General features: G+C 71.4%; 13 protein-coding genes. 5 read left to right on the forward strand and 8 right to left on the reverse strand.

Annotated elements, in window-relative coordinates:
• Positions 1–86: 86 nt before the first annotated feature.
• The 7 genes from ACEN9J_RS31690 to ACEN9J_RS31720 are packed head-to-tail and all read right to left on the reverse strand — an operon-like array spanning position 87 to position 7766.
• Positions 87–860: an SDR family NAD(P)-dependent oxidoreductase gene (locus tag ACEN9J_RS31690; protein ID WP_413765265.1), complete on the reverse strand. Its 774-nt coding sequence runs from the start codon at positions 858–860 to the stop codon at positions 87–89.
• Positions 857–1651, reverse strand: a complete 795-nt coding sequence (locus ACEN9J_RS31695; protein WP_413765266.1) for an SDR family oxidoreductase — start codon at positions 1649–1651, stop codon at positions 857–859. The genes ACEN9J_RS31690 and ACEN9J_RS31695 overlap by 4 nt, the downstream gene beginning before the upstream one ends.
• Positions 1648–3039 carry a transaminase gene (locus ACEN9J_RS31700; protein WP_413765267.1) on the reverse strand — a complete coding sequence of 464 codons (1392 nt, stop codon included), beginning with the start codon at positions 3037–3039 and terminating at the stop codon, positions 1648–1650. The genes ACEN9J_RS31695 and ACEN9J_RS31700 overlap by 4 nt, the downstream gene beginning before the upstream one ends.
• Positions 3036–3719, reverse strand: coding sequence for an HAD-IA family hydrolase (locus ACEN9J_RS31705; protein ID WP_296723246.1), 684 nt, complete (start codon positions 3717–3719; stop codon positions 3036–3038). The genes ACEN9J_RS31700 and ACEN9J_RS31705 overlap by 4 nt, the downstream gene beginning before the upstream one ends.
• Positions 3716–4960, reverse strand: a complete 1245-nt coding sequence (locus ACEN9J_RS31710; RefSeq protein WP_413765268.1) for a Tm-1-like ATP-binding domain-containing protein — start codon at positions 4958–4960, stop codon at positions 3716–3718. The genes ACEN9J_RS31705 and ACEN9J_RS31710 overlap by 4 nt, the downstream gene beginning before the upstream one ends.
• Entirely contained in the window at positions 4957–6327 is a 1371-nt protein-coding gene (locus ACEN9J_RS31715) for an aminotransferase class III-fold pyridoxal phosphate-dependent enzyme (RefSeq protein WP_261214642.1), read from the reverse strand. The genes ACEN9J_RS31710 and ACEN9J_RS31715 overlap by 4 nt, the downstream gene beginning before the upstream one ends.
• Positions 6324–7766 carry an NAD-dependent succinate-semialdehyde dehydrogenase gene (locus ACEN9J_RS31720; protein WP_261214640.1) on the reverse strand — a complete coding sequence of 481 codons (1443 nt, stop codon included), beginning with the start codon at positions 7764–7766 and terminating at the stop codon, positions 6324–6326. Before ACEN9J_RS31720 ends, ACEN9J_RS31715 begins: the two co-directional genes overlap by 4 nt.
• Positions 7767–7891: 125 nt before the next feature.
• Between ACEN9J_RS31720 and ACEN9J_RS31725 the strand changes: the two genes are divergently transcribed.
• Positions 7892–8389 carry a MarR family winged helix-turn-helix transcriptional regulator gene (locus ACEN9J_RS31725; RefSeq protein ID WP_057590108.1) on the forward strand — a complete coding sequence of 166 codons (498 nt, stop codon included), beginning with the start codon at positions 7892–7894 and terminating at the stop codon, positions 8387–8389.
• A gap of 5 nt (positions 8390–8394) precedes the next feature.
• Here the strand turns inward: ACEN9J_RS31725 and ACEN9J_RS31730 are convergent, their stop codons facing one another.
• Positions 8395–8874, reverse strand: a complete 480-nt coding sequence (locus tag ACEN9J_RS31730; RefSeq protein ID WP_057590107.1) for an SRPBCC family protein — start codon at positions 8872–8874, stop codon at positions 8395–8397.
• Positions 8875–9049: 175 nt separating this feature from the next.
• Between ACEN9J_RS31730 and ACEN9J_RS31735 the strand changes: the two genes are divergently transcribed.
• The 4 genes from ACEN9J_RS31735 (at position 9050) to ACEN9J_RS31750 (ending at position 14032) form a co-directional block, all read left to right on the forward strand.
• Positions 9050–10033, forward strand: coding sequence for a helix-turn-helix domain-containing protein (locus ACEN9J_RS31735; RefSeq protein ID WP_413765269.1), 984 nt, complete (start codon positions 9050–9052; stop codon positions 10031–10033).
• Positions 10034–10158: 125 nt separating this feature from the next.
• Positions 10159–11595, forward strand: coding sequence for an amidase (locus ACEN9J_RS31740; RefSeq protein WP_412180061.1), 1437 nt, complete (start codon positions 10159–10161; stop codon positions 11593–11595).
• A 41-nt stretch (positions 11596–11636) separates the two neighbouring features.
• Positions 11637–12620, forward strand: a complete 984-nt coding sequence (locus tag ACEN9J_RS31745; protein ID WP_057598043.1) for a Bug family tripartite tricarboxylate transporter substrate binding protein — start codon at positions 11637–11639, stop codon at positions 12618–12620.
• A 104-nt stretch (positions 12621–12724) separates the two neighbouring features.
• Complete coding sequence (locus tag ACEN9J_RS31750; protein WP_064262180.1) at positions 12725–14032, forward strand: ABC transporter substrate-binding protein; 1308 nt, start codon at positions 12725–12727, stop codon at positions 14030–14032.
• Positions 14033–14038 lie beyond the last annotated feature (6 nt).

Raw genomic sequence — 14038 nt, forward strand, 5'->3', positions numbered from 1 at the left:
TGCGATTCAAGTGTCAGCGTCGTGAAAAGCAGCGTCAAACCGCCGCGGCGATACGCTCCATAGCAAAACGCAATAGGCGTGTCGCGCTACCCCGCCCGCGCCGACGCCGGCACCCGCGCCCCCCCATCCGCCACCAGCGCCGCACCCGTCACGAACGACGCCTCGTCGCTCGCGAGGAACAGGCACGCGCCCGCCATCTCCTCGGCCGAGGCCATGCGCCCGAGCGCGATGCGCGCCACGGTGCGTGCATGCGCGGCTTCCTCGGAGATGCCGTGCTCGGCCGCGAGCTCGCGCATCTCCTGTCGGCTCATCGGCGTGTCGACCCAGCCGGGGCACAGGGCGTTGACGCGCACGCCGCGCGGTCCGTAGGCCTGCGCGGCCGAGCGCGTGAGCGCGACCACGCCGGCCTTGCTGGCGGCATAGCTCGCCATGCCGGCGCCGGCATTGAAGGCCGCCACCGAGGCGATGTTGACGATCGCGCCGCCGCCTTGCGCCACCATGCCCGGCAGCACCGCGCGCTGGCAGCGCATGGTGCCGCCGAGGTTGACCTCGTGCAGCCGCCGCCAGTCCTCGTCGTCGATGTCGGCCGCGTCGTCGTTGCGCACGATGCCGGCGCAGTTCACGAGCACGTCGATGCGGCCGAAGGCCGCGAGCACCGCGGCCACGGTCGCGCGCACGGCGGCGTCGTCGGTCACGTCGCAGTCGAGCGCGGGTCCGTCGCCCACCGGTTGCGGCCGTGGCCAGCCGGCGACCGCGACGCGCGCGCCCTCGCTCGCGAAGCGCGCGGCCACCGCGGCGCCGATGCCGCTCGCGGCGCCGACGACGAGGCAGGCCTTGCCTTGCAACCTTCCGTTGCTCATGCCTGCTCCGCGAAGAAGGGGCTCTCGGGCAGGGTCGAGCCGCCGTCGACCACGAGCGTCTGCCCGGTGATGTAGCGCGCGGCGGGGCTCGCCAGGAAGCGCATCGCCAGGGCGATGTCCTCGGGCCGGCCCAGCTCGCCGATCGGGATGTGGCGCGCGATGCGCGCGGCCTTCGCGGGATCGGACAGCAGCGAGCCGCCCTGCTTGGCGATGTAGCCGGGCTCGACGCCGTTGACGGTGATGCCCTCGCGCGCGTACTCGAGCGCGGCGCTGCGGATGAAGCCGTTGACGCCTGCCTTGCTGGCCGCGTAGTGGGCGCTGCCGGGCATCGCGACGCGCGGGCCGGTCACGGAGGAGGTGACGAGCAGCCGTCCGCCGCCGCGCGCGCGCAGGTGCGGCACCGCCGCCTGCGCGAGCCAGAAGCAGGCCTTGAGGTTCACGGCCAGCGTGCGCTCGAGCTGTTCGTCGCTCATGGCATCGATGGCGGCCCAGGGATTGACGGCGGCGTTGTGGACCACGATGTCGAGCGCGCCGAAAACGCGCACCGCCTCGGCCACCGCGCGCTCGGCCTCGTCGCGCCGGCCGATGTCGCAGGCCAGTGCCTGCACGGCGAAGCCGCGCGCGCGCAGCTCGGCCGCCACGGCCTCGCCGGCGCTGCCGGTGCGGTTGGCGATCAGCACCGAGGCGCCGGCCTCGGCGAAGGCCTGCGCGATCGCGGCGCCGATGCCGCGTCCGCCGCCGGTGACCAGCGCGACCTTGCCCTGCAGACCGAAGGGATCGTTGCCGCTCATGCGCTGCACTCCCGCGCGAAATCGGCAAAGGCCGCATCGTGCTCGTCCACTTCGCGTTCGGTGGTGCCGGGGCAGCACAGCATCATGTTGTGGAAGGGCGTGATCAGCACGCCGCGGTTCATCATGTAGAGGTGCAGCAGCGCCTCGAGCTCGCCGTCGCGCGTGCGCCGCACGTCGGCGGCGTTGCGCGGCGCGTCGGGGCAGAACAGGGTCTCGACGCGCGCGCCGACCTGGGTCGCGTGCCAGGGCAGGCCGGCTTTGGCGATGCTCGCGTTCACGCCATCGGCCAGCCGCTCGGCGAGCGCGAGCATGCGATCGAAGGCCTTGGGCGTCAGCACCTGCGACAGCACCGCGCGCATCACGGCCACGGTGAGTGCATTGCCGGCCAAGGTGCCGCCGAAGCCGGCGTGCGCCGACTGCCGCTTGGTCGGATGCAGCTTGGGCAGCACCTGCCACACGCGCTCGGCGGTTTCGGCGCTGAGGCCGAAGGCCGCGGCGGGAATGCCGCCGGCGATGGCCTTGCCGATCACGAACATGTCGGGCGCGAGGCCGTGCGCGCGCGTGTAGCCGCCGGGGCCGCTCGAGATGGTGTGGGTCTCGTCGATGACCAGCAGGGTGCCGGTCTCGCGCGTGAGGCGGCGCAGCGCATCGTGGAAGCCGGGCGCGGGCGCGATCATTCCGTAGTTGGTCATGGCCGGCTCGGCCAGCACGCAGGCCACGTCGCCCGCGCGCAGCGCGCGTTCGAGCGCGGGCAGGTCGTTGAACTCGACCACGGCCGACAGGCGGTCGTGCGGAAAGCCGTTGGGATGGATGTCGTTGCGCATCGCGACGGTGCCATCGCGCAGCTCGACGTGCGCCTCTTCGACCGAGCCGTGGTAGCAGCCCGAGAACACCAGCACGCGCGGCCGGCCCGTGACCATGCGCGCGAGCCGGATGCAGGCGCGGTTGGCGTCTGAGGCCGAGGTCGTGAGGTTCCAGTAGGGCAGGCCGAAGCGGCGCGAGAGTTCCTCGCCGACCCAGGCCGCGTCGTCGGTGGGCAGCATCAGCGAGCTGCCGATGCGCGCCTGCCGCGCCAGTGCCTGGACCACCGCGGGGTGGCCATGGCCGCACATGCCGCCGGTGTCGCCGAGGCAGAAGTCGGCATAGCCGTGGCCGTCGACGTCGACGAAGCGCGCGCCGTAGGGCAGCTTCGCGTCCTGCACGTAGAGCGGCCAGCCGCCGATCCAGCGGCGCATCCAGTGCGAGGGTGCGCCGTAGAGCCAGGCCTGCTGGCCTTGCGCGAAGAGTTCACCGGATCGCGCATGGGTGCGCGCGTAGCGCTCCTGCTCGGCGCGCATCAGGGCCTGCACGCGTTCGCGCGGCACGGTGGGTTCGAAGGTCGGGGTCATGGTCGTTGCGAAGAGGAAGAGGGAATGCCCAGCAGCGCGAGGGCCTGCGCGTAGCTCGCGGCGGGCTGCATCACGTCGAAGTGCACGCAGCGCAGGCCCACGCGCTCGGCGCCGGCGATGTTGCGCAGTTGGTCGTCGACGAACACGCAGGCCTCTGCCGGCAGGCCGAGTTCGTCGAGGCACTGCCGGTAGGCGCGCGCATCGGGCTTGAGGATGCCGGTGTGGGTGGCGTCGACCACCACGTCGAAGGCCGCCATGAAGGGCAGGCGGCGGCGGAAGTCGGCGCCGTAGAACAGGTCGAGCTCGTTCGAGAGGATCGCGAGCCGGCAGCCCGCGCGGCGCGCGGCTTCGATCGCGGCCAGCGCCTCGGGCCGGATCGCGGCCTCGGGATCAGCGCCGCGCGCGCGTTGCACGAAGGTCTCCATCGCCTCCCAGCGCTCGCCCACCAGCGCGCCGACCTCGCGGGTGCGCGCCATCCAGTAGTCGCGCTCCGAGAGCTTGTCGGCCTGCATGTCGCGCCACAGCGGATCGCTCGCGAGGTCGAAGGGGCCGCGCCAGGTCAGCGTGCCGCGCGGCAGCGCGAGCGCTTCCTCGGTCAGCGCATGGGTCTCGAACAGCGTGCGGCTGATGACGCCGCCGAAGTCGAGCACCAGGGCTTGCGTTGCGTGCTCGGTGCTCATGCCGGCCTCCCCGCGGGCACGGTGCCGTCGGCGACCCAGGCATCGAACACCCGCAGCGCGGCCTCGCAGAAGGCGGCGTCGTTGATGTGCGCGTCGAGCTCGATCATGCGCGTGGCGCCGACGCTGTCGCGCAGCGCGCCGGTGAAGGCGGCCAGGCCCTCGGGATCGTGCAGCGGCTCGCCGGGCCGGTCCCAGCCCTCGATGCCCTTCAGCGGCAGCAGCACGCAGGTGGCGCCTTCCGCGCGCGCCAGGCGGCTCGCGATCTCGGTCGCCACGCCGCGCCGGAACGCGGGCGCGCTGAGCGCCGAGGCCAGCAGCCGGTTGTGCGTGTGGGCCGGCCGGCCTTCGAGGCCTCGGGGCGTGGGTTGCCAGGCCGGGAAATCGAGCATGTCGATGGCGCCCGGCGCCACGATCTGCGGCGTGCCGGCGCGGCCGGCGCCCAGCAGCCGGTCGGGCCCCGCGGTCACGCAGGAGCCGCCGAGCTGGTTCGCCAGTTCCTGCAGGCTGAAGTCCATCACGGCGCAGAAGCGGCCCTCGGCGGCCAGCGCCTCGAAGGCGCGCCCGCCCATGCCGGTGGTGTGGAACACCGCGACCTCGTAGCCGCGCGCCTCGAGCGCGGGCTTGAGCGTCTTCATGTAGGTCAGCGCGCTCGAGCCCAGCGAGGTCATGCCGACCAGCGGCCGCTCGAAGGCCGGCGCGCGCGCCTGGCGGCAGGCGCCGAGCACCGCGCCCGCGGCCTGACTCAGGGCCGAGCGGCACAGGCTGTTGAGGCCGTAGAGGCCGCCGGCCCACAGCACCATGATCAGGTCGGGCGGTATGCGTTCGGGCGGCAGCAGGTGCGAGTAGGCGATAGTCGAGACCACCACCTTCGGCACGCCCAGTGGCAGCGCCTGCGCCACCTCGAGCGCGAGATCGGTGCCCATGGTGCCGCCGAGCGCCAGCAGGCCGTCGATGCGGCCCTCGGCATGCCAGCGCGCGGCCAGCCTGGCGGCGCCGCGCGCCATCAGGGTCATGGCGCTGTTCTCGTCGCCGCTGGCCGCCACCTCGGCCACGCTGCGGCCGGCAGCCGTGGCCACCTCGGCATTCGTGATCTCGGGCACGAAGGGCGCGCCGTCGAGCACGCCCACGTCCATCACCGCCACGCGGCCGCCGCCGGCCTCGATGCACTCGCGCATGAACAGCAGCTCGGCGCTCTTGGTGTCGGCGGTGCCGATCAGCAGGACGGTCGGCACCTTGCTCACAGCGTGGCTTCCACGTCGGCGAAGGCGCCCTCGAGCGCATCGACCATGTAGTCGACTTCCTCGCGCGTGATGACCAGCGGCGGCGACAGGATCAGGTTCGGGCCCGAGATGCGCACCATGAGACCGCGCTTGTAGGCCGCCTGCGCCACCTTCGCGGCGATCGGGTTGCCGCGCGGCAGCGTGGTGCGCGTGGCCTTGTCGGCCACCATCTCGATGCCGAGCATCAGGCCCATGCCGCGCACGTCGCCCACGAAGCTGAAGCGGTCGACGAAGGGCCGCACGCGCGCCTGGAAATGCGCGCCCACGCGCGCCGCGTTGCCGGGCACGTCGAGTGCCTCGATCTGGTCGAGCGTGGCGAGCGCCGCGGCCGCGGCCACCGGATGCGCGCTGTAGGTGTAGCCATGGCCCACCGCGGCCTGGCCCGTGGGGTCGTCGAGGAAGACCTCGGCCACCTTGGCGCCGATGGCGGTGGCGCCCAGCGGCACGTAGCCCGAGGAGATGCCCTTGGCCAGGCACCAGAGGTCGGCCTTGACGTTCCACAGCCGCGTGCCGAACAGCGCGCCGCCGCGGCCGAAGCCGGTGACGACCTCGTCAGCGATCAGCAGCACGCCGTACCTGTCGCAGATCTCGCGCACGCGCGGCCAGTAGTTGGGCGGCGGCACGATCACGCCGCCGGCGCCCTGGATCGGCTCGGCGATGAAGGCGGCCACGGTATCGGGCCCCTGGAACTGGATCTCGCGCTCGAGCAGCGTGGCGCAGATCTCGCCGAGCGCCTCGGGGTCCTGCGTGTAGGGATTGCGGTAGAGCCACGGCGTGTCGACGTGGAAGCAGCCGGGCAGCAGGGGCTCGTAGGCGCGGCGGAAGTTGAGGTTGCCGTTCACGCTCATGCCGCCGAAGTGCACGCCGTGGTAGCCCTGGCGCAGCGCGATGAACTTGTGGCGGTCGGCCTGGCCCTGCAGCTTCCAGTACTGGCGCGCGAGCTTGAGCGCGCCCTCCACCGCGTCGGAGCCGCCGTTGCTGAAGAACACCGCGGCCACGCCGTCGGGTTCCATCGTCTGCACGATGCGCTTCGACAGCTCGATCGCGCGCGGATGCGTGGTGCCGCGGAACACGTTGTAGAAGGGCAGCTCGTCGAGCTGCGCGACGATGGCGTCGCGCACGGCCTGGTTGCTGTGGCCCAGGTTCGCGGCCCACAGGCCACCGACGCCGTCGAGCATCTTGTGGCCGTCCACGTCCCAGATCCAGCAGCCCTGGCCGCGCGCGACGATGTCGGGCTTGCTCTTCTGCATGGTCTGCGGATGGGCCATGGGGTGCCACAGGTAGCGGGCGTTGTCTTCCTTGAGTGCGTCGATGTCTGTTGTCGTCATGCGGGGACTCCCACGGTGATGGTCTTGAGTTCGGTGTAGTGCAGCAGGCCCTCGGCGCCCATCTCCTGGCCGATGCCGCTCTGCTTCCAGCCGCCGAAGGGCATCTCGGGCTGCGAGACGCCGAAGTGGTTGATGCCGACCATGCCGGCCTCGAGCGCTTCGCCCAGGCGGTGCGCGGTCCGCAGGTCGCGCGTGAAGGCATAGGCGCCGAGGCCGTAGGGCAGGGCGTTGGCGGCGGTGATGGCTTCGTCGAGCGTGTCGTAGGGCTGCAGCACCGCGATCGGGCCGAAGGGCTCCTGGCGCATCACGCGGCTGTCGTCGGGCGCATCGGCGATCACCGTGGGCTCGAAGAAGTAGCCGGGCCGCGCGATGCGCCGGCCGCCGCACAGCAGCCGCGCGCCGCGGTCGACGGCATCGTCGACGAAGCGCTGCATGTCCTCGATGCGGCGCGCATGCGCGAGCGGGCCCATCTGCGTCGCGGGATCGGTGCCGGCACCGATGCGCAGCGCGCGCGCGGCCTGCACGAAGGCCTCGGCCCATTCATCGAAGCGCGCGCGCGGCAGGTAGAAGCGGATCGGCGAGGCGCAGACCTGGCCCGCGTTGCGGAACTTGGCGGCGATCGAGTTCCTGAGCGCGAACGCGAAGTCGGCGTCCTCGCAGACGATCACCGGCGCGTGGCCGCCGAGCTCACCCGTGAAGCGCTTGACGTGGCGCGCCGCCTGTTCGCCGAGCAGCTGGCCCACCGCGACCGAGCCGGTGAACGAGACCTTGGCGATCGCGGGATGGTCGATGAGGAACGAGGACACCTCGGCCGGATCGCCGCACACCATGTTGAGCGCATCGGGCGGCACGCCCGCGTCGAGGAAGGCGCGCACCAGCAGCATGCAGGTGCCCGGCGTCTCCTCGGCCGGCTTGATGACCACGCTGCAGCCCGCGGCCAGTGCGCTCGCGAGCTTGCGCGTCGGCAGGTTGGCCGGGAAGTTCCACGGCGTGAAGGCCGCCACGGGGCCGACCGGCTGGCGCGTGACCGCCTGCGAGAGGATGCCCTCGACGCGCGGCGGCACCAGCCGGCCGTACAGGCGCTTGGCTTCCTCGGCCTGGAAGTCGACGATGTCGGCCGACAGCGTGACCTCGCGCAGCGACTCGGCCAGCGGCTTGCCCTGTTCGAGCGTGAGCACCTGCGCGATGGCCTTCGCCCGGTCGCGGATCGTCTGCGCGGCGGTGCGCAGGATGTTGCAGCGCTCGAGCGCACTCTTCGCGCGCCAGAGCGCGAAGCCGCGGCGCGCGGACTCGGCGGCCTGCGCGAGTTCGTCGCGGCTGGCGAGCGGCAGTTGCGCGAGAGTGGCTTCGGTGGCGGGATCGACGACGGCGCGCTGGCCGCCCGCGGTTTGCGTGCGCCATCGGCCGGCGATGTGCAGGGCGAGTTCGGGATAGTCCATGCCGCGACGATAGGGATCGCACCCCCCGCCGCGTTATCGAAAACTGGCAAACCTCGTGCGTCCATCGTCGCGATGGATGAACGCGTTCCTATACTGTCCGCGCACTCCACCTCCTCACTCGCACCGTGCCCCGTTCACGCAACTCCTCGCCGCCGCGCTCGATCGCAGATGCCTTCGACCTCGAGACCTTCCTGCCGTTCCAGCTCTCGGTGGTCGCCAATCGCGTGAGCCAGTCGGTGGGCCAGGCGATCGCCGGCCGCTTCGCGCTGCAGATCCCCGAGTGGCGCATCGTGGTGGTGCTCGGCAAGTACGGCGCGCTGTCGGCGCTCGAGATCGCGCGCAAGACCAGCATGGACAAGGCGCGCGTGAGCCGCGCGCAGCATCGGCTGGTCGATCTCGGCCTGGCCAACATGCATCCTTCCGCCGAGGACCGGCGCAAGGTCATCGTCTCGCTCGAGGAAGAAGGCCTCGCGCTCTACCGCGACATGGTGCCGCTCGCGCACGACACCGCGCAGCGGCTGTTCGCGCAGCTCACGGCCGACGAGCGGCGCGTGCTGCAGGCCCTCGTGCAGAAGCTGTTCGACAGCACCTCGGGTTTCGAGCCCAGCGGCGAGCTCGAGTAAGCGCGTTACAGGCCCTGGAGGTAATGGGCCTTCTGCGCGGGGTAGTAGTCGCCGAAGGACGGCAGCGCGCGGCCCTCGCGCGCGGCGACCAGCATGTCGAGGTAGTACTCCCAGCCCGGCCCCACCTCTGCCGCGAGCGCGGGATCGCTCAGTCGCTGCACGAAGCGCAGCGTGGTGACGTCGTTCTCCTGCGCGAGCGTCAGCTCCATGCGCCACTCACCGAACTCGTCCACGGTCGCCACCGCGAGGCGATGTGGCGCCTCGCAGGCATCGATCCTCAGGTCGGTCCAGGGCTGGTCCTTTTCGTGCACCAGCTGGAGCCGCACCGTCATGCCCTGGCCGGCCTCGCCTTCCCAGGGCCCGAACCAGAGGGCGGTCTTCTCGGGCCTGGTGACGCTGGCCCAGACGTCGTCGATGGGCGCGCGAAACCTGCGCTCGATGATCAGGTCGTTTCCTTGAAGCCGGCCGGTGGCTTGGGGGCTCATGCAGTCTCCTGGCGTTCGTGGATCGCCAGGCATTCTCTTCGGGGCGCACGGATCCGAAGGCATTCGGACCTGGGCGCCGAGGGTTTCTCCCGGTGCTTTGAGATCGTTGTCAACGAAACAATCTGGTCTGGAGCTTGCTTCGGTCCAGGGGATCCCCGTCCCGTGGATATCCGCCATGAACTGCCAGACCGCCTCCACCCCCCGCCTTCCCATCGAGCGCTGGACCCTGACCACGCACGACATCGACGCCTATGCCAGCAGCCAGAGCGGCTGGCACCTGGAGTGCGACATGCTCTCGGGCGGCAGCTTCGCGGGCTTTCTCGACCATGTGCAGCTGCCGGGCCTGCGGCTGGTGCGCGAGACCACCAACCGCGCGCTGCGCCAGCACGGCGAGATGAATCCGGAGTGCTGCGGCTTCGCGCTGACCTGCCGGCAGGAGGGCGAGGCGCGCTTCTCGGGCCAGCGGCTCGACACCGGATCGGTGATGGTCGGGCGCTGCGACGAGCTCGACCTGTGCAGTCCGCCGGGCTTCGAGCTGATGGGCATCGTGGTCGACAACGCGCTGCTGCGCTTGCTGGCCGAGCGCCTCGACGAGCGCGGCCCGCCGGCCTGGCTGGCGCGGCGCGTGGTGCTGCACTTCGACGACGCGACCATGCGCGCGCTGCGCGGCACGCTGCTCGGCGCCTTCGCCGCGCTCGACGCGATGCCCGCTCTGCTCGCCGACCCGACCGCCACCACGCAGCTGCGCGACGACGTGCTGCTGGCCTGGCTCGAGGCGCTGCCCGAGGACGTGGACCTGCGCGAGCTGCGCTCCACCGAGGCGCAGCGCCGCGTGGTGCGCCGTGCCTGCGAGCTGATGATGTCGCGGCCCGACGAGCCGCTGTCGATGCTCGAGGTCTGCAGCCGCATCGGCGCGAGTCAGCGCAAGCTCAACTACTGCTTCCAGGAAACGCTGGGCCTGAGCCCTGCGCGCTACCTCAGGGCGTTGCGCCTCAACGGCGTGCGGCGCGAGCTCAAGCGCCTCGGTGCCGGCTCGGTGCAGGACGTCGCGGCGCACTGGGGCTTCTGGCACCTGAGCCAGTTCGCGACCGACTACCGGCGCCAGTTCGGCGAGCTGCCGTCGCAGACGCTGCGTGGCGCGGCGCTGATGCACCACTGAAGGGCCCACCGGGCGACCCAGGGGAATCCCGGGGGCCGCGGCACGCCAGGTTTGCCAATTCTTGATATCCGCTTCGCGGCGCGATCGCTATCGTCGATCGCCATATGTCGTCCTTCCCGTCCACCTTGCCGAGCGCCCGCGCGCTCGCCGCCGCGCTGAAGCGCCGCGAGCTGTCGTGCCGCGAACTGATGCAGGCCTGCCTGGCGCGCATCGAGAGCCTCAACCCGAAGGTCAATGCGCTGGTCTCGCTGCAGCCGCGCGAACGGATGCTGCGCGAGGCCGATGCCTGCGACGAGCAGCTGGCGCGCGGCGAGCCGGTGGGCCGGCTGCACGGCTTTCCGATGGCGCCCAAGGACTTCGTGGCCACCGCCGGCATTCCCACCACCATGGGCAGCCCGCTGTTCGCCAACCAGCTCGTGCCGCACGACGCGATCATGGTCGAGCGGCTGCGCCGCGCCGGCGCGATCTTCGTCGGGCGCAGCAACACGCCCGAGTTCGGCCTGGGCTCGCACACCTACAACACGGTGTTCGGCACCACGCGCAACGCCTGGAACCTCGACCGCGCGGCCGGCGGCAGCAGCGGCGGTGCCGCGGTGGCGCTTGCGCTGCAGATGCTGCCCGTGGCCGACGGCAGCGACATGATGGGTTCGCTGCGCAATCCGGCGGCCTGGAACCATGTCTACGGTCTGCGGCCCTCGCTGGGCCGCGTGCCGACCGGGCCCGGCCCCGAGCTGTTCTTCCAGCAACTGGGTTGCGAAGGGCCGATGGGCCGCACGCCCGAGGACGTGGCCTGGCTGCTGTCGGTGCAGGCCGGCCACGATCCGCGCTCGCCGCTGAGCCTGGCCGGCGACGGCGAGGCCTTCGCGCAGCCGCTCGATGCCGAGCTGCGCGGCACGCGCGTGGCCTGGCTCGGCGACCTCGGCGGCCACCTGGCGATGGACCCCGGCGTGATGGCGCTGTGCGAGGCGGCGCTGCGCCACTTCGACACCCTGGGCTGCACGGTCGAGCCGGCCGTGCCCGATTTCGACTTCGACGCGCTGTGGACCGCCTGGCTGCGCCTGCGCGGCTTCATCGTGGCCGGCGCGCTGCGGGGCCTGCATGCCGATCCGGCGCTGCGCGCGAAGCTCAAGCCCGAGGCCTGCTGGGAGATCGAGCAGGGCCAGCGGCTGGCCGTGCCCGCGCTGCACGAGGCCGCGGTCACGCGCACACGGTGGCATGCCACGCTGCTGAAGCTGTTCGAGCGCTTCGACGTGCTGGTGCTGCCGGCCGCGCAGGCCTTTCCGCTGCCGGCCGAGCTGCACTGGCCGCGCGAGGTCGGCGGCCGCGCGATGGACACCTACCACCGCTGGATGGAAGTGACCATCGGCCCCTCGCTCGCGGGCCTGCCCGCGATGGCGGTGCCGGCCGGCTTCTCGCCCGACGGCGCGACGCGCGGCCTGCCGATGGGCCTGCAGCTGATCGGCCGGCCCGGCGCCGACCTCGAGGTGCTGCGGCTCGCGCACGGCTGGCACCAGGCCGTGCCCTTCGCCGATGCGCGCTCGCCGCTATTGGCCGTGGCCTGAATTTCCGAGAACAGACAACAACCACCCGAGGAGTAAAGCGCATGCGCAGACGTTCGATGATCGGTGCCGGCCTGGCGGCCGGCCTGTCCACCATGGCCGGCTCCGTCCTGGCCCAGGGGCTGGCCGGCAAGACCCTGAACCTGATCGTTCCCTACCCGGCCGGCGGCGGCTCCGACATCAACGCGCGGCTGGCCGCGCCCGAGCTGTCGCGGCTGCTGGGCCAGCCGGCCGTGATCGACAACGTGCCCGGCGCCAGCGGATCGCTGGGCGTGATGAAGGCCGCCAACGGCGCGGCCGACGGCTCGGTGCTGCTGATGGGCTCGCCGATGGAGCTGATGCTCACGCCGCTCACGCTCGCGAGCGCGCGCTACAAGGCCGAGGACTTCCGCCCCATCGGCATGATGGCCGTGACCTCGATGGTGCTGCTGGCGCGCAAGGACCTGGGCCCGGGCAGCGTCGACGAGCTGATCGCGCAGCTGCGCAAGCCCGACGCCAAGGAGCTGAGCTACGGCAGCATCGGCCCGGGCTCGCTCTACCACCTGCTGGGCGAGCGCTTCACGCAGCAGACCGGCACGAAGATGCTGCACGTGCCCTACAAGGGCTTCGCGCCGATCATCAACGACCTGCTCGGCGGCCAGATCGACCTGGTGTTCGCGCCGCTGGCCGGCAACGTGCCCGACCTGCTGGACGCCGGCAAGGTCAAGGCGCTGGGCATCGCGGCCGCCACGCCGCACGAGCGCTTCGGCGCCATTCCGCTGATCCGCGCCAGCAAGGGGCTCGACGACTTCGTCTACAGCCTCTGGGCCGGCGCGCAGGTGTCGCAGCGCGTGCCCGAGGAGACGCAGCAGCGGCTGCACGTGGCCTTCAACGAGATGATGCGCAAGCCCGAACTGCGCCGCGCCATCGAGCTCGGCGGCAGCAAGGTGGCGCCCGAGCAGACGCTGGCCGAGCTGCGCCGCGGCTACCAGGCCGACGTGGAGCGCTACCGCGCGATCGCCAAGTCGGTCAACCTGCGCCCCGAATGAGGGCGGCGGCTGCGGCCTGCGATTTGCCAGTTTTCGATAACGGCGAGCCGGCGCGCGGAGGGAGGATGCGGCCCTGTCCATCCTCCATCGCCAAGGAGCATTCCATGCCCGCCGCTTTCCCTTTTGCAGCCTCCGGCGCGCTGACGCGCCGCCAACTCGTCATCGGCGGCGGCGCGGCCGCGCTTGCCGGCGTGCCCGCGCTGTCGCACGCGCAGTCTAAGACGATCAAGATCGGCTACCTCACGACCTTGTCGGGCGTGCGCGCCAATTTCGGCGAGGCCGACCCCTGGAGCCTAGAGCGCGTGCGCGCCGCGCTGAAGGACGGTCTCACCATCGCGGGCACCAATTACAAGGTCGAGATCGTGGTGCGCGACACCCAGTCCGATGCCAACCGCGGCGCCACGATGTCGAGCGAGCTGCTGCTGCGCGAGAAGGTCGACCTGCTGCTGGTGCAGGACAGCGACGCCGCGCTCGCGGCCGGCCAGCTCTGCGACGTCAACGGCGTGCCGATGGTCTCGACCATGGGCCCGTGGCAGGCCATCACCTTCGGCCGGGGCTCCACGCCGCAGAAGGGCTTTCCGTTCTCGTTCCATTTCTTCTGGGGCGCCGACGACGTGCTGAAGAACTTCTTTGGCATGTGGGAGCCGCTGAAGGTGGAGCGCTCGCTGGGCACGCTCTACATCGACAACGGCCCGGGCCATGCCTTCGCCGATCCGACCAACGGCATCCCGGGCGGCGCGAAGCAGCGCGGCTACAAGGAGACCAACGGCGGCTTCTTCAAGATCGCGACCGACGACTTCAGCAACCAGGTCTCGAGCTTCAAGGCGGCGCGCGCGAATATCGTCTCGGGCTTCGCCTATGCCAACCACTTCGCCACCTTCTGGAAGCAGGCACAGCAGTCGGGCTACCGGCCCGAGGTGGTGACCATGGCGGCGGCCTTCCTGTTCCCGAGCGCGGTCGAGTCGCTGGGCGCGGCCGGCAACGGCATGTCGACCGAGGTCTGGTGGACGCCCAACTTCCCGTTCAAGTCCTCGCTGACCGGCCAGAGCGCCAAGGCACTGGCGGCCGACTGGGAGAGCTCCACCGGCAAGCAGTGGACCCAGCCCATCGGCTACGGCCATGCGCTGTTCGAGGTCGGCATCGCGGCGCTGAAGAACGCGACCAATCCAAAAGACAAGAAGGCGGTGCGCGATGCGCTGGCCAATCTGCAGCTCGACTCGGTGGTCGGGCGCATCGACTTCAAGGGCAGCCCGATCAAGAGCGTGGCCGTCACGCCGATGGTGGCGGGCCAGTGGCGCAAGACCGCCGCGGGCGCGAAGTTCCCGTACGAGCTGGTGATCACGCACAACAGCACCGCGAAGCAGATCCCGGTGGAAGACGAACTCAAGCTGCTGTCGCAGCTCAAGGCCTGAGCCCGC

The sequence above is a fragment of the Variovorax sp. Varisp41 genome, assembly GCF_047325085.1.
Lineage (GTDB): Bacteria > Pseudomonadota > Gammaproteobacteria > Burkholderiales > Burkholderiaceae_C > Variovorax.

Bases quoted from the DNA above. Each gene is read 5' to 3' on its own strand.
- ACEN9J_RS31700 (WP_413765267.1), bottom strand. From the start codon at position 3,039: ATGACCCCGACCTTCGAACCCACCGTGCCGCGCGAACGCGTGCAGGCC.
- ACEN9J_RS31720 (WP_261214640.1), bottom strand. From the start codon at position 7,766: ATGGACTATCCCGAACTCGCCCTGCACATCGCCGGCCGATGGCGCACG.
- ACEN9J_RS31735 (WP_413765269.1), top strand. From the start codon at position 9,050: ATGAACTGCCAGACCGCCTCCACCCCCCGCCTTCCCATCGAGCGCTGG.
- ACEN9J_RS31745 (WP_057598043.1), top strand. From the start codon at position 11,637: ATGCGCAGACGTTCGATGATCGGTGCCGGCCTGGCGGCCGGCCTGTCC.
- ACEN9J_RS31730 (WP_057590107.1), bottom strand. From the start codon at position 8,874: ATGAGCCCCCAAGCCACCGGCCGGCTTCAAGGAAACGACCTGATCATC.
- ACEN9J_RS31695 (WP_413765266.1), bottom strand. From the start codon at position 1,651: ATGAGCGGCAACGATCCCTTCGGTCTGCAGGGCAAGGTCGCGCTGGTC.
- ACEN9J_RS31715 (WP_261214642.1), bottom strand. From the start codon at position 6,327: ATGACGACAACAGACATCGACGCACTCAAGGAAGACAACGCCCGCTAC.
- ACEN9J_RS31750 (WP_064262180.1), top strand. From the start codon at position 12,725: ATGCCCGCCGCTTTCCCTTTTGCAGCCTCCGGCGCGCTGACGCGCCGC.
- ACEN9J_RS31690 (WP_413765265.1), bottom strand. From the start codon at position 860: ATGAGCAACGGAAGGTTGCAAGGCAAGGCCTGCCTCGTCGTCGGCGCC.
- ACEN9J_RS31705 (WP_296723246.1), bottom strand. From the start codon at position 3,719: ATGAGCACCGAGCACGCAACGCAAGCCCTGGTGCTCGACTTCGGCGGC.